The organism is Pelagihabitans pacificus, assembly GCF_009371985.2.
GTDB lineage: Bacteria > Bacteroidota > Bacteroidia > Flavobacteriales > Flavobacteriaceae > Pelagihabitans > Pelagihabitans pacificus.
Map to the genome: position 1 here is coordinate 983,560 of NZ_VIKU02000001.1, position 18,861 is coordinate 1,002,420.

Genomic DNA, 18,861 nt, shown 5'->3' on the forward strand with positions numbered 1-18,861 from the left:
GGGGTACACTTCTTGTCCGAACTTTGTCCATGTTGCTTTTTTACTCGTTCACAATCACTTCCTTTTAGACCGCAGATTGACGCTTAGTGCAGATAACCCATGTGGTCGAAATCAAGAGCCCGGTTCGATCTGATAATCCGTTTGGGGAATGTACCAAACGTCTTTCTCCAAATCCACACCACCGCCCAATTCCTCCTGAACGACCCTGTCGACGATATACACTCCCTTTTTGGCCATGTTTCCAAAGGTGTCGATCCCGTTATTCGGAAATCCGATGCGGGTTCGGTGAATATTGAATTTATCGGAAAACTTTCGGTTAAACGCCTCTTCGACCCCTTCTTTCCCCAACATGAAACCCAATAATCCGCCCCAGGTGGCTGTGGGGTTATCGGAATCCCATCCGCACAACGCCCCGATTTTAATAGTTTCCTTGATATCCCCTTCGCCGTACAAAAGGCTCACGATGCTTGCCCCAAAATTAATGCCCGCTGCAAAGCAACCGTTGCACGATTCGTCTTTGGTCGCCCACAGATATCCATCTTCCTGTCGAATCTGGTATTTTTCGTGCAGGCTGTCACGGGCTTCTTCCCAGGTAGCTCCCGATTCGTATTGGGCCTTGACGAAATCATACATTTTGGCCGAATAGGAATCATCGGGTAATCGTTTTCGCGCTTCGCGCGCCATCCATAGTATATTTTCCTTGATGGTCTTGGAAGAATCCGCTAGCGGTGCCATAGCGTACATGACCACATTGAATTCGGATATCCACTCCGCATTATACCTGGCTACGTTCCGTATAGGCAATCGGGCCATTTTCAAGGCAACATCGGGGCGAGCAGGTGCAAAAAAACCAAAAATCTCGGTAGTCAACTGTGCATCGATCATTTCATAATCGGGGTTGTTTTCCGGCGCTCCGGTTGCCGGCGGTACCAATCCTTCCTGCATTAACTTGAGTGCTCTTTCGTTCGACACCCACAAATAATTCTCTTCCTCGGTCTTGATATGGGTCAACCAACCCTCCCTTATCTGCTCTCCGCTCAATATACCGGTCCTGTTTCGGTACAGTAAATCCTGATAGATGTATTCAATATCGGTATCGTCATCGGCTCCCCAGATACTGTCTTGGTCCGCAAAAAGAAAGTCGATAGTGTCGGAATAGTTATTCGAACCCCACAAATTGGGCTGGTCAGGTTTTCCCCAGTCTTCCCTTGTATAAAATCCGGCTCCTTTCCCCTCCTTGGTCGGGATCCCAATCTTGTCCATTTCCGTCACCAGGCCGGTCCAATTGGCAATACATTGGCCCAACCAAAATCCGTATAATCTGTCCGCATAGTCGGCCCGTGAAAGTTGCATGTCGGTCGGTTTTGGAATGTACTCCGAATAGGTCAGCATTGAATCGACCATTGTATTTTGAACGACTTCCTGTGGCTTCCTCTCTTTTTGTTTACAACATAGGTTTAGGAGTATAAGGATAAGCGACGTGGTTTTCAGAAAGCTTTTACTTGGACGGATTGTCATTGATACTGATTTTGGTGGAAATTCGATCGTACTACAATTTACACATAATCCTTAAGACAGCGCTTCATGTGAATGGTTCCGGTTTTCTAAAAAAGTCGTCGGTCGAAAAGTACCATTCGTCTACAGCAAATTTCCATTCGTCTATACTTCTCCCCAAAATGAAACGTTCTGTTTGCATATTGCAGATTAAATTGAAGCTTGGTATCTATGAACATTTTACTGATTGAGGACGACACGATCGAAACGATGAAATTGCAGCGAACCGTTTCCAAATTGCAATTGAGGCACGGTATACTCGAGGCGAAAAATGGGGAAGAGGCGCTATCCCTTCTTGAGTCTACCAACGCTCTTCCGGATATTATCTTATTGGATCTGAACATGCCCCGAATGAGTGGCATCGAATTCCTCAAGATATTGAAGGCCGACCACAGGTTAAAATACCTGCCGACCATTGTTCTCACCACATCGGAAAACAGGGCCGACTTGTTGGAGTGTTACGAAATCGGTATTGCCGGGTACATCATTAAACCCTTGAAATACGAAGACTACGAATTGAAGCTGCAAAAAGTACTGGCATACTGGGACATCAACGAATTGGTCAAAGCCTAACAAAAAAGTGCATTTCACAACAAAAATTATTCAGTACGTATTACTTTTCCTACTTTCGACTTCCAAATCTACCAAATATGAAAGGCATTGTCTTTACCGAGTTTATGGAAATGGTCGAGTCGAAATTCGGGCTCGAAATGGTCGATACCATTATTGAAAATGGCACGCTGCCTTCTGAAGGTATCTATACCTCGGTCGGAACGTATGATTTTAATGAAATGGTGAGCCTAATTACCCAACTGAGCCATGAAACCCAGCTTCCGGCCGGAGACCTCATCTATTCCTTTGGACTATACCTATTCGACAGTTTAGGCAAAGCTCATCCAGAAGTAATCCAAAGCTATAATTCTCCTTTGGGGCTGCTCTATTCCATTGAAGACCATATACATGTGCACGTAAAAAAACTATATCCCGATGCCGAACTGCCCACTTTCAAGATACTGGAAAAGACATATACGTCGATCTCGATGGTCTACAGTTCTTCGAGGGGTTTATACCGCTTGGCCCATGGGCTCATCGAAAAAACATTTGTACATTTTAATGGTACCGCAGACATTTCGTACGAGCTGTTGAAGGAAGACGGGACAGAAGTAAAATTTGATGTTGTGCAAAATGGCTGAAAAAGAAGTGTTGCTTCTTAAAAAAGCCTTGGAACGACAGAAAAAAGCACGTATCCAAGCAGAAAAAATCCTGGAGGAAAAGTCTAAGGAACTGTATGACGTGACCCAACATCTCAAAGAAGCCAACAGTCAACTAGAGAATCTATTAAATGAAAAAACCTCGGAGCTCGACGGAGTGTTTATCAATATCATCGACCCCTATGTAGTGATGGATTTGAAGTTCAATGTCATCAACATGAACCGATCGGCCAAAGAATTTTTGGGATATGACCACAACCGTGAACGACTGAATTTGAAACAGCTGGTGCACCCCGAGTACCTCGAATATACCTGGGAGTCGATTCAATCGTTATTGGAGGTTGGGACTCTTAAAAACTATCGTGCCAAAATATTCTCGAAAGACGGTACCGAAAAATGGGTCCAAATCAATAGTAGTTTAATTTATGATAAGGAGCGGAAACCCATCGCCGCACAAGGCATCATACGCGATATTACAAATGAAACCGAGATACGACAGTTGTTGGACGAGCAAAAAAGACAACTCGATATCATTGTTGGTAATTCTCCCTTGGGCATCGCACTCACCATCAAAGGCAAAATCATCAAAGTGAACCCCGCCTTTGAGAACCTATTGGGTTATTCGGAATACGAATTAAAACGGTTGCATGTTAAAGATATTACGGTGCCGGAAGAAAATGAGGAAAGTATTCGACTCATCGATCAAATGAACAAGGGGCGACTCGACACCTTTTCCATCGTTAAAAAATACCTTCGAAAAGATGGGACTACCCTATTCGCGAAGACTACTGTAAGTGCCGTCAAAAACCATAGAGGCGACGTCGATTATCAAGTTGCCCTTGTAGAAGACATAAGCAAAGAAAGGGAGGCAGAGGAACGGACGAAGGCTTCAGAAAACAGATTGGCCACCCTGATTTCAAATCTACAGACCGGGGTGCTTCTGGAAGACGAGCATCGTACCATCTCATTGACCAATCAAATGTTCTGCGACTTGTTCCACATTCCAGTAACCCCTGAAAGTCTCAAAGGAGCCGACTGTAGCAATGCCGCCGAGGACAACAAAAAGTATTTCAAGGACCCGGAGAACTTTGTAAACCGGATCGAAACGATATTACAAAACCGTAAAGTAGTGCTGAAAGACGAATTGGAGATGATCGACGGGAGTATCCTGGAACGGGACTACATCCCCATTTTTAATCAGGATATCTACAAAGGACATCTATGGACCTACCAAGATGTGACCTTGCGAAAGAACTACAAACGCAATCTGGAAGCTCAAAAGGAAAAATACAGCAGCATTATCGCCAATATGAACTTAGGGCTCATCGAAGTAGACCTGGAAGACACCATACAATTGGTAAACCAAAGTTTCTGTAACATGAGCGGTTTTGCCGAAACGGAGTTGGTAGGACAAAAAGCCTCGGAAGTGTTGAATCTTATAGAGCGGGATTTGCTGAAAGAAAAGAATGAAAAACGGTTACTGGGTGAGTCCGATTCCTATGAGGTACGTGTCGCCCATAAAGATGGCCGTACGAGGCATTGGCTCATAAGCGGGGCACCCCGTTACAATGAGGCAGGCCAGGCTGTTGGTTCGATTGGGATTCATCTCGACATTACGGATCAGAAGCAATTGGAATTACAAAAAGAGAAGCTGCTACGAGAGCTCGAGTCCAGTAATCAAGGGCTCCAAGAGTATGCGCATATTGTATCGCACGACCTTAAATCGCCTTTGCGGTCGATCAGTGCCCTAGCCTCTTGGCTCGCAGAAGATTATAAAGAAGTACTCGACGATAACGGCCTTTTCAATCTTCAGCAGATGCAAGAAAAGGTCGAGAGCATGGATCGTCTCATCAGTGGTATCTTGAAATACTCGAGCATCAGCCATGATACATCGGAACATACACAAGTAGACTTGAATGCGGTAGTCAATGAGATACGTGAAATTATTTTCATTCCAGAACATGTCAATGTGTTGATTATGAATACGCTACCTGTCGTATTGGCCGATCGCACCAAAATATATCAATTATTTCAAAATTTGATCGGAAACGCCGTGGTACATATCGAAGCAGAACAAGGTCTTGTGGAAATCAGTTCCAGCGAAACAAGGACCCACTGGCAATTCAATATCAAGGACAACGGCATTGGCATCGCCCCCGAGTACCATGAAAAAATCTTCAAAATATTTCAATCGATCGGGAATGGCGAACGCTCGACAGGTATTGGCCTATCGATCGTTAAAAAAATCATCGACTTGTATGAGGGTTCTATTTGGTTGGATAGTACCATTGGCCAAGGAACCACTTTTCACTTTACCTTAAAAAAATAGCTATGGAAGAATGTCCCAATTTATCCTACGTTCAAACCCTTGCCGCCGGTGATACGGATTTTGAGCAAAGATTCATTCAAATCATCAAAGAGGAATTTCCCGACGAGGCCACGCTGTATTTAAGCCATATTCGTCATGATGAACCTAGGGCCGCCGCGGAAATCGTGCACAAGCTTAAACACAAATTCAATATTCTGAGTATGGAAAAAGCCTATGCATTCGCTGTTGAATACGAAGAACAGCTACAAATTGGCGACATGAAACATGACCTTGATTTCAGAAAAATACTCGATACAATTACCCGCTACCTTAAAACCATTTGACCATGAACTGTATCATTATAGACGACGAGACGGCCGCCAGGGCGATTGTCTCCCAACTATGCACCCAAGTACCGGACCTCGACGTTATCGAGGAATTCGACAATGCCATCGATGCCATCAAATTTCTCAACCAACAGAACATCGATGTCGTGTTTCTCGACATTCATATGCCAGGTTTCACGGGGGTTGATTTTGTACAGACTTTAAAAAATCCTCCAAAAATCGTTCTGACCACTTCGGATACCAACTTTGCTATCGAAGCTTATGAGTACGAAGCAATCGTTGATTATCTCGTAAAACCGATTACCATGGAGCGCTTTGAAAAGTCGGTCCAAAAAATCAAGAATACGACCGTACGCCCTGCTTCCAAAACGGGGGAGGCTACCTCGGATACCGGGGAAGACCTCTACATCAATATTGACCGAAGGCTCATCAAACTAAAAATGAACGAGATTCAATTGATCGAGGCGAAAGGGGATTATATCGAAGTAAAAACCGATACGGAAAGCTATCGGGTACATAATACGCTGAAGAAAATCAAGGAAAAACTACCCGAAAAAACCTTCTTGCAGATTCATCGTTCCTATATCATCAATTTTACCAAGATTATCGATATTGAGGACAACAGCGTCCTTATCGAAAAGAACGTAGTGCCCATTAGCCGTTCGAACCGGCCAGAGCTGATGCGGCGGTTGAACTTGCTATAGGCAATCGGTTCCCCCCTCTCATATTACCATCGGTCTAAAGGAACGCGCCATTGACCGAAGCCGCTGACAAAAAGAAATGGAAGCTACATACATTTGGATTAAATATTAAAAACAATGTTTCATCTAAATATAAAAGTTATGAAAGCTTTATCCGTATTACATACTGCTTTGAAAACCTTGATTACCGGATTGATGGGTGTTTTGTCCTGCGTTGCCATCGCTACCACCTTCTCGCTGGTCGGGTTGATCTAACATCTGTATACCCACTTATTAAAGAGCTCCGGAAAGGGGCTTTTTTTTGTGTCAACTATTCCGTTTACAGGTCCAAAAGTGTTTTCAAAACCTTTTTTCATTTACCCCCCTATAGGTACCATCAATCCATACTAAACCGCCATCCACCGAAAACGGTGCTAAATACCTCATAATTCATTTGATATTTGTCTATAGAATTGAAACCTACTTATCATGAAACGATTTTTACTTCTCATCACGACCCTGCTAAGCATGGCCCTGGCCACAGCACAAAATCAGAGCTGCATACGTAACTATAGCTTGTACAGTAGCCAAACCGTGCACTTGGAAACTATACGCCCGCCCTACGGTCTTTATCTGTATCGCCTTCCCGACATACAGGGCGGTAAAACGTATCGCCGTAAACTGCTGAAACAATAAATTAGATAGTTCCTCCCTTAAGACCACTCCCCCTTTTAAATTTGGGTTCGGGGGGAGGGTCTTTTTTTAGGTTTCTTATGAAGATGGTCCCGTGAAATCGCGGGACCATTTTATTTGGATAGTTAAATAAATTCTAAGGGTTTTGGAACTTCCGGTGTTCCTAGTTTGGCCACCCATGGGACCCAACCTCTTTTACGAAACCAATTGATGCCGCGAGGCTGCCCTTCCCAAAAAGGGACAAGGGCTCAATCTTTTTGAAACGAGGACCTAATTGTTCCAACGCTACAAGGTTCTTTGAAAATGTTCAACAGAATATTTAAACAAAAATCTTCTATTGTATATGAAGATTAAATTAACCGAAGGACAATGAAACTGGCCCTGTAGCGTCACAAATTGTTCCCTGATACAGATTCGGCATACCTATAGGGATAGCGATCTAATGCGACTTAAGTAAGCAGAATATAAAATTATGCAAATCAGGTAGCATAGTACCTAGCTATTGAATCGGATGAATCTTGGACTGAATAATAATTAGATCGACTAATTGGATGCGGTGGTAGCACCTTGCGGCGGAGCGTGCTTAAATTACCCGAAAATAGCTTCCGTCGAGAACGTAATTATCAACAAAAGATTTCGCTCAACATCATAATCCTACTTCCCTACCCTCCCATAGAACAAGGGCCTTTTTGTCAACAACCAATTCAACTGCACCCCTAACTCGGTGAACTCGAATCCAGCGGCGGTGGCCGAAGCGATATTGCTGTACTTACCATAAAGATTGCCGCTCAACCGCTTGCCGAATTGGTGTCGGAGTCCGGCCTCTGCACGGAAAATGGTGGTTTGGGGGTCTTCTTCTACTTGCTGCAACCCAGTCGCGACACTGGTCCAAAAACCGGTTTTTTTCGAAAGGTCGCCACGAAAGTCGGCAAAGAGCTCATATGCTTGGTACTCCTCCGGACTAAAATAAATGGAGGGTACCTGTTTTTCAAAACTGAGATATTGATAGTTAACGCCCGCTTTTAAAACCGGTTTATGCAATAAGTTGTAGTAAAGGGAAGTAAACAAAAGATTGCGGCTATTCTCATCGGTCTGCCGGGTATGCATCACTTGGGTATACCAGCCCAGGTTAAAGTTGGTGCCTAGGTTATAGTTGATTCCGTAGTGGTTCATGACGATCTCCCGTTCGATCAAATCGGCGTTGAAATTCTGCACTTCCCGTTGATAGCCCAACTCCAGGTTTTGTAACTTGTAAGGCTTCAGCACTAATTTGGCGTCCAAAACGGGCTGTGTATATGCTTCTGTCATAAAGCGGGAATTGTTCAGCCCCACCACCGTCTTTAATCGGGTATTCGGAAAGGGGCTGTATTCGAAACCGGCCAAGAGTATGTGCGAATTTGCCTTGTTCGTGCTTATCGTATTCTCGGTGCTGCGGTATTGGTAGGATAAGGTAGTCCGAAATCGGGTCGCCCAGGGGATGTTCGCCGTTGTATTCGTAAAATAGACCACATTATTACCGTTGTCAAAGGTGTATCCGGCTTGTTGGCCTATCATCGGGGCATACCGTGCATTCATTTTTTCGATAAGGCCCATCGCATCCTTTTGATGGGGAAATACCTTTAAAGTTTGAAAAGCGGATTTGTAGGCCGAAACAATCCGGTCGGAAGCGAACAAGGCGTTCGCCTTGCCCAAATTACCATCGAAAGAGGTACTATCGTTCGCTAAAATGGCATCGTAACTCTGGAGACTCGTTTTAAAATCCCCCGTGTACATGCCCAAAGTCGCTCTTAAGGCCAAGACCCAGTTACGTCCGGAATGGGTGACAGACAGGCTATCGATCTGCTGCCGTGCCTTGCCGAACTTGCGGTTCCATATCAAGGCCTGCACATGGCGTTCATAGGTTCGCTCGATAAGCTCGGTGTCTTTGAAGGTTCTTACTTTTATTTTCGCACTTTCGGCCACCCGCTGGGCTTCCCTATTGTGCGCCCCGATATGTTCCGCAAGGGCGATACCGTTCAAAGCGGTAATCGAATCCTTTGGCGTAGTGGCATAACGCCGGTAGGCAGCTTTGGCACTGTCCGTTTCCTTTGTGATCAAATATACATTGGCCAAGTTGAGCAACGCATCCTTATCTTCGGGAAAATCCGTAAAGATTTCCTTCAACATTTCCTTTCCCCGAGGGTAGTCTTGCTTGTTCACAAAAGTGTTCGCATATCCAAGACGTATGTACTTTCGGGAGACTTTGGCGCTTTCGTTCCCGGGCTGTAGTGCCAACGCCTTCTCGATCCACTCTAGGGCCACTGTGTACTCTTTTAGGTTGCCCAAGGTATTGGCATAGCCCAACAACGCCCCGAAATTCTCTGGATACCGGGCTACCAACTCTGCATAAAGGGGCTTGGCCTTATCGTATTCCCCTCCCCATAGGAACGATTCGTTGTAATTGATCCGTATCTCAAAATCATCGGGATAGGTTTTCAGAAGGCCGGCGAACAAACTCGTGGCCTTTTGGGGCTCACCACTAAGCCCTACTGCCCGACCATAACAGATTTGGGCGGTCTTGTTATCGGGGTCAGATCGTAGGTACGTGCCAAAAAAAGATTCGGCCTGTTCAAAACGTCCCTTTTCCAAAAGGGTAAAGCCATTCTCCAAAGGGGCCTGCGCCGAAGTAAAAAGCGAGGACATCAATAAGGTGTAAACAAGTGCTGTTCGTAACATCGGTCAAGTAGGTTTTGCTACGGGAAAAACAGAAAAAAAGAACCTGGTTTGCCCGTATGATTTAGGTGATATAAAGGTACGGCAGGCCTTCCCGCACCGGAAGTGTGAAATCTACCATTGACCTACAGTAAATCGCCATCCGTCGAAATCCATCCCAATAGAGCGTCAAATCGGTGGATATTTGCCAGCATAAACCCAAATCATACGTAACCTAAAACAAAATCAGTATGGCTTTACAAATCACAGAAACCCATGGCATGTTCCAAGTACTGGGTTCGCTAAGTGCCGAGACCTCGCGCACCTTGCACTCGCACATCCTACGATACCTGCACGAACGCAGCCAAATCATCCTCAACCTGGAAAAAATTAAGGATATGGACGCTTCTGCCGCCTATATGCTACAGCGGTTGTATCGCTATGCCATGCGCAACAACTGCATTCTCATAATCATCGGGCAGGAAAACGAACGTATTCTTCCAGCGATGCACAAAACACGAACCTCTTATATCTTGAGCCATGACCGTGTTTAATATCGCACAAAAAAAACTGTCGCCCGAACGCTTGTTCATGGGGAGTGTACTGTTGGTGAACGGGGGCAACTATCTGTACAACCTGGTCCTGGGTCGCCTTTTGGGACCTGAAGCCTTTGCCGATGCCGCTTTGATGGTTACATTATTACTGGTACTTTCCTTTGTCGGGATGACCTTTCAATTGACCACCGCCAAATTTGCCGTATTGTTCTCACATGATCAATGGCAGGCCTTTCAGCAAATCATGTACCGGTATGCGCTGATCATTGGTTGTTTTGCGGGTGCTTTGTTGGTCTTTTTTGCGGGCGAACTGCAAGTCGTGTTCAACACCGCTACCCCCAGCATGTTCATCATTTTCGGCCTGGGTGTGCCATTATACTTTTTGATGTCGGTCAACAGGGGTTCCTATCAAGGCCGGCAGCTCTTCACCAAGCTTTCAATTACCTACCAGACTGAAATGTGGAGCCGCTTGTTGCTCACGTTGGCCTTGTTGTTCGTGGCTCCCATGCACCCGTCCTTATTGGTTGCTTTGGGTATTGCATTTTCCTGCCTGTTCGGATTGATTCCTTCCGACATCAAAAACCTTCAGTGGCACCAAACCAAACACTTGACCCCTGAAAATCTGGAACTCGTATCCCGATTCATAGTATTGACGGCTTGTTATGAGCTTACCCAAATCATGATTAACAACAGCGATATCTTACTGGTAAAGCATTTTTTCGACCCTACGGAAGCCGGCCTGTATGCCTCGCTGGCCCTCATCGGGCGCGTAGTGTACTTTGTAGCCTGGATGTTCGTTATGTTGCTCTTGCCAGCGGTGGTGCAAAAACACAAAGATGGGGAGGCTACCACCCCCGTTCTCTTTAAATATGTGGGCTATGTGTCGCTTTTATCTACGACCATCGTGATGGCCAGTTATCTCTTTCCTGAAACGATCATTGAACTTTTGTTCGGGGAGGATTATATCGACATGGCCGGACTTCTATGGCAGTACGCCCTGGCCACCTCGCTCTTTGCCATCTCGAACATTTTTGCCTATTACTTTTTGTCTCTCGACCAATACGTTCCGGTAATCCTATCGGGTGTGCTGGGCGTTTCCCAAATTATATTGATCGTATATTTTCACGATAGCCTACTAGAGGTCGTTCAAGCACAGATCATTGCGATGGTCGCCTTGTTGATTACACAACTGATCTACTTCGCCAAAAAGACCTTATAGTTTACCTGCTTTTATGGTGGCCAACATGGCCTGGCCGGAAACACCTCCAACCTGTTTCCGGCTTTCTGTTTTTCCTATTTCTGCAGGGATTCCAACATACCATAAAGCGATTGGATACAACCCGGAACGTAAAAACCCGGATGGGTTGTAACCGTTGATTTTTGCCTTATCGATACTACTTTCCCATTCGTCTACAGCAACCCCCCATCCATCCCAAACCATCTACAAAAACAAGGCTTAAAACGGATATTTGTAGCTGAATTTCAACCCAATATCCATTAAAACCTATCCTTATGAAATTAGCCATCGTAACCGCTTATCCACCGAGCAAAGTAACCCTGACGGAGTACGGGTACCATTTGGTAAAACACTTTCGATTACAAAAGGAAGTATCCGAAATAGTTTTGATCACCGACCGTACAGAAGGTGAAAAAGACCTCTCCTTTGAGGAAGACGGTTGCAAGATCACCGTAAGGGAATGCTGGCGCTTCAACAGCTATCTGAATAGTATCAACATTTCCAAAACAATTTTGGAGACCCGACCCGATGCCATCTTGTTCAACCTACAGTTCCTGAAGTTCGGGGATAAAAAAATCCCTGCAGCCCTGGGTCTGATGCTTCCGTTGATATGCAGACTCAAAGGCATCCCGACCATCTCCTTACTCCATAACATATTGGAACAGGTAGATTTGGAGAATGCAGGGATCACTCAAAATAAGTGGTTACAAAAGGCCTATAATTTCATCGGAAGCACCCTCACCCGATTCGTTTTGGCCTCCGATGTGCTGGCCGTGACCATCAGCAAATACAAAACCATTCTTGAAAATAAATACAAGGCCCGTAATGTCGCCTTGGTACCCCATGGAGCATTTGAAACACCCCCCGAGCCCGATTATCGCCTCCCTTCAGGTCCCAAGCAAGTGATGGCCTTCGGTAAATTCGGTACCTACAAAAAAGTGGAAATCCTGATAGAAGCGGTCGAGCTGATCCGCGAACGGACCAAAGAAGATATCGAAATCGTCATTGCCGGAACCGATAGTCCCAACACTCCGGGCTATTTGGACAGAATGAAAGAACAGTATCAATATGTATCTCAGCTTCGGTTTACGGGATATGTAGCGGAGGAAGAAGTGCCGGATATCTTTGGTCAAAGTGCGGTAGTGGTTTTTCCGTACACATCGACGACCGGAAGTTCCGGGGTACTGCACCAGGCAGGAAGCTATGGAAAGGCCGTAGCCCTTCCCGATTTGGGTGACCTGGGCATTTTGGTCAAAGAGGAAGGATACCTAGGGGAATTCTTTGATCCCGGGAGCACCGAATCGCTGGCAGATGCCATCCAGAATATTCTGGCCCATGATGCCTATCGCGTACATCTTGGAATGACCAATTACAAAGCGGCCTGTTCCCTACCCATGTCGGAAATCACGGAACGTTACATCGATTACTTTAAGGGCATACAATTTGCCAAATCGACCGGATTCGATGTCAACCTCACTATTAAGAAAGAACAACCCACAAACACTCTTTAAAGCGCACACTTGTTTTCCGGACAGATAATGACCTATAGGTCGGCATTAAGAACAGACCCCGACCGAAAGCGGCGGGGTTCAATACCCATCGAATTTCAAGGCGCCCAAGCTTTTGAAATTCGGGTCTCAAGAATGATTTTAGGTTAGGTTAAGTAGAAGAGGGGAATGGCTTGGTTAGCTGTTTCCCTTTTTGTTTAACGGCAATCGAAACAGAGGTAATTGTACGCAGCTTTTGGGGTCCCTTTTGAGTCGAGGATCCCAAAATGTTTCTGCCGCTCCGTACGCCAGGGCAATCGCCCCACCACGGAAGAGGGTACTTCCTCAAAATCGTACAAAGTCCATAATAAAAAGGGAATGTTCTCGGCTTGCAGCAACGGTTGTATCTCCGCATAGTAAGCTGCTTGCTCTTCCTCTGATCCCGTATATGCATTCCAAAGTCCATCATAGGAAGAAAAACCATATTCCTGCAAGACCAGTGGCTTGTTCGGAACAGCATCGCGCAAACGGGTATACGCCTTCGGAAATTGTACCGCTTCCCGATAGTAATGAAACGATATCATATCGACTTCCCCGGAAAGATAGACCGCCGCCTCGGGACTGGACCAACCGATGGTCATCGGATGTTCCGAGTCCCACCGGCGCATTTCAATCATCAGCTGCCGCAACCATTTTAGTACCCGCTCCCTTCCCCTCGACTCGAAGTCCAGGTCCGGCTCATTCTTTAAGTCCCATGCTAACAGGGCTTTGGATTCTTTTAAAGTATTGACGATTTGTTCGGCATATCGGTGGGTCAAGGTCCAATCATACAAGGAATAATCCCCGTAAAAATCAAAAAGTGTCACAACTACCTTCAAATCGTTTGCTTCGGCCAACACTAAGGTTTGTTTCAACCGCTCCAATTTTTCAGCATCTGGCTTCGCCTTTCCAAAAGCTGTGTACGGAACAAAAATACGGATGGTATTCAATCCCATGTCCCGAATTTTCTTAAAATCGCTTTGGATAATACGGTCGTTGAAATTTGTCCCGAACATATTCCAAGGGGTTTGTTGGGGATAGTAATTGATTCCTTTGATTTGTTGGATGGCCTCTTCCTCCCCTAGGGAAGGTTCGGTGATTGAAGTCTTCGAATCCGGTTCCGAAGTTATTTCCTGCCAATGACGCACACGCCAGAAACCATCCTCCAGCAATAGCAAGATCTGATAGCTTCGTATACTACGGCGCTTTGCTACCAATAACTTATTCCGGTAGACCTCTTCATAGGTTCGAACCTGATAATCGGTCAGAACCACCATTTTGCCGTCGGCACTGTAAAAATCAAGCCGCGGGTGATGTTCCAAAGTAGTGACCTTCACATGGGTTCCTTGCTGCCTGTTGAAATCCAGAATCTTATAAAGTTTGGTACGGGCACTATCGGTAAAATAGTCGGCCAGGCCTTCTGCTGAATTGGTCTCCAAAGCCCGGTTGCGAATGTACCAGGCACTGAGATAATCCCGTTCTATTTCTTGAAGTGTTGGTGATTCCATCGGCCGGCCCTCGACCTGCAAGGAATCCCAGACCATTTTGGGCAGGTAGGCCTGATCAAGTGCTTTGGGCAAATGCAAGATCGAGGTGCGGTCCGCCCCGGTATTAAGATACGACCAAACCGAGCCGATACCGGCTAAAATGGCCGCATTCAATCCTAAAAAGGAGAGCAGTAGCACAATGCGGTATGTGGTCTTGTTTCCCCTCATGGCAAATCGATGGTTTTGACCTTTCGTATGCCCGCTGTCTCGACCTGCAATTGATAAGTTCCCTCGGACCAAAAACCTGCCGAAAAATCGAAAATACCCAAACCGTTTCGGCTGGTCGTTCGTAAGTGCTTGACCAAATCGCCTTTGTCGTTGGTAATGGTAAGCTTTATAGGCATTCCGTCGGGAACCAGCTGCCCCATAAAGCTCTTCAATGGACCAATGGTCAGGGTTCGCGAGTCGTTGGAAAACAACACCTGATAGTCCAACACCGCCGATTCAAATTCTACCTTTAACGTATTACTCTTTGCCGCACCGGCAATGTAGGCGGTTATTTTCCAATGGGTACGTTGCATAGGATGCAGTAATCGGGCTTGCGCGATTCCGTTCAAGCTAGTTCCCGTGGTTTGCAGCCGATGACCTGCCTCATCGATCACCTCGAAAGCCACTAAGGTACCGTCGCCGATGGTATTGCCGAAAGCGTCATGAACGCGATCCGTACGGAAGGTAATTACTTGGTTGCCATCGGCAAAGCCATGATTGCGTTCATAAGCGATTTGAAAATCGACAGGTTTGGCGGCGTACACCTTGCTTGTCAGTTCCTTTGAAATAACGTCGCCACAAGCAGCGGAAATCAACAATCGTCCTGTCTGGCTTGGAGATGAAAGTGTTGTCCATGCCACCATATGTTGGGTGCGCAGTACTTTTTCGATATATTTTTCCTTAAATTGCTTTTTAGCGACCACTAGGGTACTGTCAGGCAACGGATTATCGTAACGGTCGACAGGTACCGATACCAACATGGAATAATCATCGCCCCCCGCACTAATACTTCTGGGTCCCAGATAGGTTTCTATCCGTAACTTCTTCCCGATGGCCGGTCGGATGTACAAGGTACCCGATGCCTTGCTGTTTTGTCGGATAAAAAGTTCCCACTGGCAAGGCCCCGCCTTTTGGACGTAAGGGTCAGGTATCCGAAATCGGAGGGTGTCGTTTTTCGCTTCCGGTGTCAGAATTGAAGTCCCTATACCATTGCGCACGACCAAAAAAGCAGCTGTTCCAAGGTCGGATTCAAACTGTAGTTCGACGGAATCCCCTGCCTTGTAATGGTGTTGTTCCGTAAGCAGTCGTACCGGCACTTCGGGCTTTCGGGAAACCGTAGTTGTTTCGGTACAGGCTTGAAGCAACGCAAACACGATGATGATGGTTCGAAACGCTTTCATTTAGTTGGGGTTTCCGATATAGCTATTGATATCTATTTTGATAAAGGAATACCCTTTTCCTTCCACTGGTTGCAACATTGCTTTCCTGTGCAGCAGGTTACGGTCCGGAAGCAGTTTGCTCGCAATATCCGTGTTGGGCAAGCCGTTCACGAAACAATTTTTCAGATTGGAGGCTATCACTTTTAACCCTTTCAAATCACTGGGTTCGTATTCAAATAATTGCTTCCGTTGCACCCGTACGCCCTCTTCCAAAAAGTGATGGTCGACCCATATCAATTCCTTTGCCTCATCGTAATAGGAGATCAATAACTGGGGAATCGTCACTTCCTGCACCCCGGAGTTGAAAAGTATGCCATCCATTTTATCGGCAGACAAACGCAATTGCTGGAGGGCCAATTGTTTGTAAAGGTCCCTGTTGGCAATATTCCCGGCACATTGCAAATTAAACTGCGTCGGCTGCTCCGCCAAAGACACAGGTGTGAACTCGTCCGGGTCAAAGGTCGGTGGCAAGGTATCCTTAGTGGAGGACCAGGCAATCCCTTCAAAATCGACCTTAAAGGGGGTGGTCTCTTTGGGCATCAGTTTGTGTTTGATATGGTGCTTGGCCGCATACGTTGCCAGCTCCAGGTGATTGTCGTTATACAAAGTGCCCTTGATGACCGCATCGGCCGGTACGTTGTCGATATTCTGAAGCTCCCCGATAATGCTGTACCGCCCTTCATGCTGCACCAATTTGGCGGACAGGATTTCGAGAACGGGTTGTTGTAGTACATCTTCATGATGGGTTTGTTGGGTCGCAATCCGTCGTCTACCGTGGTTCAAAAATGTCGTACCTGCGTCACTGAAGAGCTGATCAGGTGGTAAATCATTATCGAACTCCTTTGGGACAATGTGCCAAGAGCCATCGCGCACGACCAACAGGTGATCATATGCTTTGTGTATTTTTTCCAAAGGGGTAATCCATTGGGTGGTCACTTTGGCCTTTGCCGTGCTCGCTGTGCTGTCAACAATGGTAACTTTAATGGCATCCAATTTTCCATAAGAGCTTAGAATACCGTCGGTGACAGAGACTTGGAGCATGTACTGCGACAAATCTACTCCACTTTGCGGGTCTAAATACGAATGGGCCCGTTCGAATTCCTTAAAATCCAAAGCGTCATAATAGGCTTTCACTACATTTTCGGGAGCGATTTGAGCGGTATTTTTAAGATAAAAATGATAGAGGCCATAGCCCAGACATAGTAAGACTGCCACGGCCCAAAAATGGTTCAGGTTCACCAAGGTCCGGGAAAACCCTTTGTAAGATATCGCGTAATTCAGGTAAACGCCATCGGGCAGCGGTCTTGATTTAAGCATGCGGTACCAGACCCACTGAATATTGATCATAAAGGCCAATAGCACGGTCGACAACGGAATCAGCGCCCACATCATTTTTAGCTCTAAGGGCACTTCTTCCCTGGAGATCAGGGCCGGTAGGGGTGGTACGTTTAGTTTTTCCCATACCATGATTCCATTTTCCAGCTGTTGCAGACGTTGCCAACCGCAGAAATAAAGAATGGGGTCGTAAAATTTATCGTTGGAAAAAATATATTTCAAATGGTATTTTTCGGGAACCGTTAGAAACTGCTGTAAGGAACCGATACCTTCCACCCCTCGGAACTTGGAATTTTCTATCCGTTCAATGGCACGGGTCGTTAGTTCGGGCAATCTACGGGCCGAATGGTAGTTGCCATCCACCGTCATAGCATTGGTCTGTGCCGACAACCACGCCATCTGATCTCCAAACCCTAGGGGCAGATAACGCCAATGATCGTGCTGGTCCTGGTTCAAGAAGTTGACGATGGGTAGCATATTGATCTTTTGGGGCTGGGATGGCCGAAAGTATCCTAGGCTCATGGTAAACAGCACCATGAAGAGCAGCCCCCCTGTTAAAAGTCCGCCTATAATCCGATGGTACACACTGCCAAAACGTTCCTGTAGCTGTGTCCGAAGATCCCCTTCGACCAATCGATAGGCAAGCTCCCCAAAAATGGGGAGAGCCATAATCGTGGCCCAGAGGGTAAAGCGGTCCAGTGTCAAGATGTTGAACGCGGTTTCTCCAAGTAGTTTTAAAGGAATCGGGGTGGTACCGCCCGTTCCCAAAAGTGCCAGCATCGAAAAAGAAAGTCCAAAAAAAAGATAACGCTTGCTGAAATACCGATACAAGAGATAGGGTAATACGAACAACAGTATTCCCCAGGGAATCAAGAAAAAGACCATTCCCGAAGAGGTGACCTCCAAAAAATTATCCCGGGACCCATGGGGAATCGGCACCTGTGTAATCGGGTTTTTCTTCGAATTGATCCAATATGGTAAAATACAGACAACAATCAGCAGAAGCGATGAAAAACCAAAGCCCACGATGCGCCAAAACAACTTTTTAAATTCCCCCAGAAATATCTTGAAGGTTACTGCCTTATACATTTGTACCTGGTCTTTGGCCGCATCCATGATGACCATCCCGATCAACGGGAAAATAAAAAAGACCATCCCGAAAATAGGGGTCACATGATGCGAGGTCACGGTAACAGCAATCAAAGAAAGACTGGTAGCCAAATACCGCGGTGTCCCCGTTTTGATCCATGAATAGATTTCCGGCAGGGCGTGCAATAACACCGAGAGCCCCACGATACTGGGCAGCTGGCCAAAAATATGTAAGGTCTCGATAAAGGTCGAGGAAAAAACAGCCAACAGAGCAGTGTAACCCGCAACCCTGCGGTCTCCCGATATCAACAATCCGAAACGATACGCACCTGTGATAAAGAGTACTATGGCGATCAAGGCGACCGCAAACAATCCGAACTTGAGTCCGCCGATATAGGATAACAAAGCCATTGACTGATGCACCAATGGTGGATAGCCCTGTACCGTAAATCCCGTGTACCACCGATATTCCCACGGCTCGAACCAACTATCGGCATAATGATCGGCAAAAAAAAGATGGATCAGTGCATCATAGGTCGTCTCCAAGGTGAAAAAGATGCTTGAACCGTGAAAGGCCAGTCCTATGAACAGTGAAATGATCAGTAAAACATTTGTTCGCTGCATGTCAAAACTGTAGGAAAATATAACAGGATAAAGCTAGG

The 18,861-nt window shown here is 46.1% G+C and carries 14 protein-coding genes; 9 read left to right on the forward strand and 5 right to left on the reverse strand.

The genetic code is table 11. The annotated features are described in order from the left end of the window. Positions 1-111: 111 nt before the first annotated feature. Entirely contained in the window at positions 112-1,518 is a 1,407-nt protein-coding gene (locus FK220_RS04385) for an ADP-ribosylglycohydrolase family protein (protein ID WP_152573049.1), read from the reverse strand. A gap of 207 nt (positions 1,519-1,725) precedes the next feature. On the opposite strand from FK220_RS04385, the gene FK220_RS04390 reads away from it, so the two are divergent. From FK220_RS04390 to FK220_RS04415, 6 genes are all read left to right on the forward strand, one after another. After that, positions 1,726-2,127 (forward strand): response regulator, encoded by a 402-nt coding sequence (locus FK220_RS04390; protein ID WP_152573050.1) that lies wholly within the window; start codon positions 1,726-1,728, stop codon positions 2,125-2,127. A 77-nt stretch (positions 2,128-2,204) separates the two neighbouring features. After that, on the forward strand, positions 2,205-2,747 hold the full coding sequence (locus FK220_RS04395; protein ID WP_152573051.1) for a heme NO-binding domain-containing protein: 543 nt from the start codon (positions 2,205-2,207) through the stop codon (positions 2,745-2,747). Then, on the forward strand, positions 2,740-5,094 hold the full coding sequence (locus tag FK220_RS04400; RefSeq protein ID WP_152573052.1) for a PAS domain-containing sensor histidine kinase: 2,355 nt from the start codon (positions 2,740-2,742) through the stop codon (positions 5,092-5,094). Before FK220_RS04395 ends, FK220_RS04400 begins: the two co-directional genes overlap by 8 nt. 2 nt (positions 5,095-5,096) lie before the next feature. Further along, positions 5,097-5,417, forward strand: coding sequence for an Hpt domain-containing protein (locus tag FK220_RS04405; protein ID WP_152573053.1), 321 nt, complete (start codon positions 5,097-5,099; stop codon positions 5,415-5,417). A gap of 2 nt (positions 5,418-5,419) precedes the next feature. Beyond that, on the forward strand, positions 5,420-6,124 hold the full coding sequence (locus tag FK220_RS04410; protein ID WP_152573054.1) for a LytR/AlgR family response regulator transcription factor: 705 nt from the start codon (positions 5,420-5,422) through the stop codon (positions 6,122-6,124). A 465-nt stretch (positions 6,125-6,589) separates the two neighbouring features. Beyond that, positions 6,590-6,796: a hypothetical protein gene (locus FK220_RS04415; protein WP_152573055.1), complete on the forward strand. Its 207-nt coding sequence runs from the start codon at positions 6,590-6,592 to the stop codon at positions 6,794-6,796. A 651-nt stretch (positions 6,797-7,447) separates the two neighbouring features. Here the strand turns inward: FK220_RS04415 and FK220_RS04420 are convergent. Continuing rightward, positions 7,448-9,508 carry a tetratricopeptide repeat protein gene (locus FK220_RS04420; protein WP_152573056.1) on the reverse strand — a complete coding sequence of 687 codons (2,061 nt, stop codon included), beginning with the start codon at positions 9,506-9,508 and terminating at the stop codon, positions 7,448-7,450. A gap of 227 nt (positions 9,509-9,735) precedes the next feature. Here FK220_RS04420 and FK220_RS04425 point away from each other — a divergent pair, with 227 nt between their 5' ends. The 3 genes from FK220_RS04425 to FK220_RS04435 all read left to right on the forward strand — a co-directional run bounded on the left by FK220_RS04425 (position 9,736) and on the right by FK220_RS04435 (position 12,786). Further along, positions 9,736-10,038: an STAS domain-containing protein gene (locus FK220_RS04425; RefSeq protein WP_152573057.1), complete on the forward strand. Its 303-nt coding sequence runs from the start codon at positions 9,736-9,738 to the stop codon at positions 10,036-10,038. Next, the gene (locus FK220_RS04430; RefSeq protein ID WP_238718892.1) at positions 10,025-11,257 is read left to right on the forward strand and encodes an oligosaccharide flippase family protein; all 1,233 of its coding nucleotides are present in this window, start codon (positions 10,025-10,027) and stop codon (positions 11,255-11,257) included. The genes FK220_RS04425 and FK220_RS04430 overlap by 14 nt, the downstream gene beginning before the upstream one ends. 293 nt (positions 11,258-11,550) lie before the next feature. Further along, positions 11,551-12,786: a glycosyltransferase gene (locus FK220_RS04435; RefSeq protein ID WP_152573058.1), complete on the forward strand. Its 1,236-nt coding sequence runs from the start codon at positions 11,551-11,553 to the stop codon at positions 12,784-12,786. 194 nt (positions 12,787-12,980) lie between these two features. Here FK220_RS04435 and FK220_RS04440 read toward each other — a convergent pair whose 3' ends face one another. The 3 genes from FK220_RS04440 to FK220_RS04450 are packed head-to-tail and all read right to left on the reverse strand — an operon-like array spanning position 12,981 to position 18,823. Beyond that, positions 12,981-14,516: a cellulase family glycosylhydrolase gene (locus tag FK220_RS04440; RefSeq protein WP_152573059.1), complete on the reverse strand. Its 1,536-nt coding sequence runs from the start codon at positions 14,514-14,516 to the stop codon at positions 12,981-12,983. Beyond that, complete coding sequence (locus FK220_RS04445; RefSeq protein WP_152573060.1) at positions 14,513-15,736, reverse strand: hypothetical protein; 1,224 nt, start codon at positions 15,734-15,736, stop codon at positions 14,513-14,515. The genes FK220_RS04440 and FK220_RS04445 overlap by 4 nt, the downstream gene beginning before the upstream one ends. After that, complete coding sequence (locus FK220_RS04450) at positions 15,737-18,823, reverse strand: hypothetical protein (RefSeq protein WP_152573061.1); 3,087 nt, start codon at positions 18,821-18,823, stop codon at positions 15,737-15,739. Between the last annotated feature and the right edge of the window lie 38 nt (positions 18,824-18,861).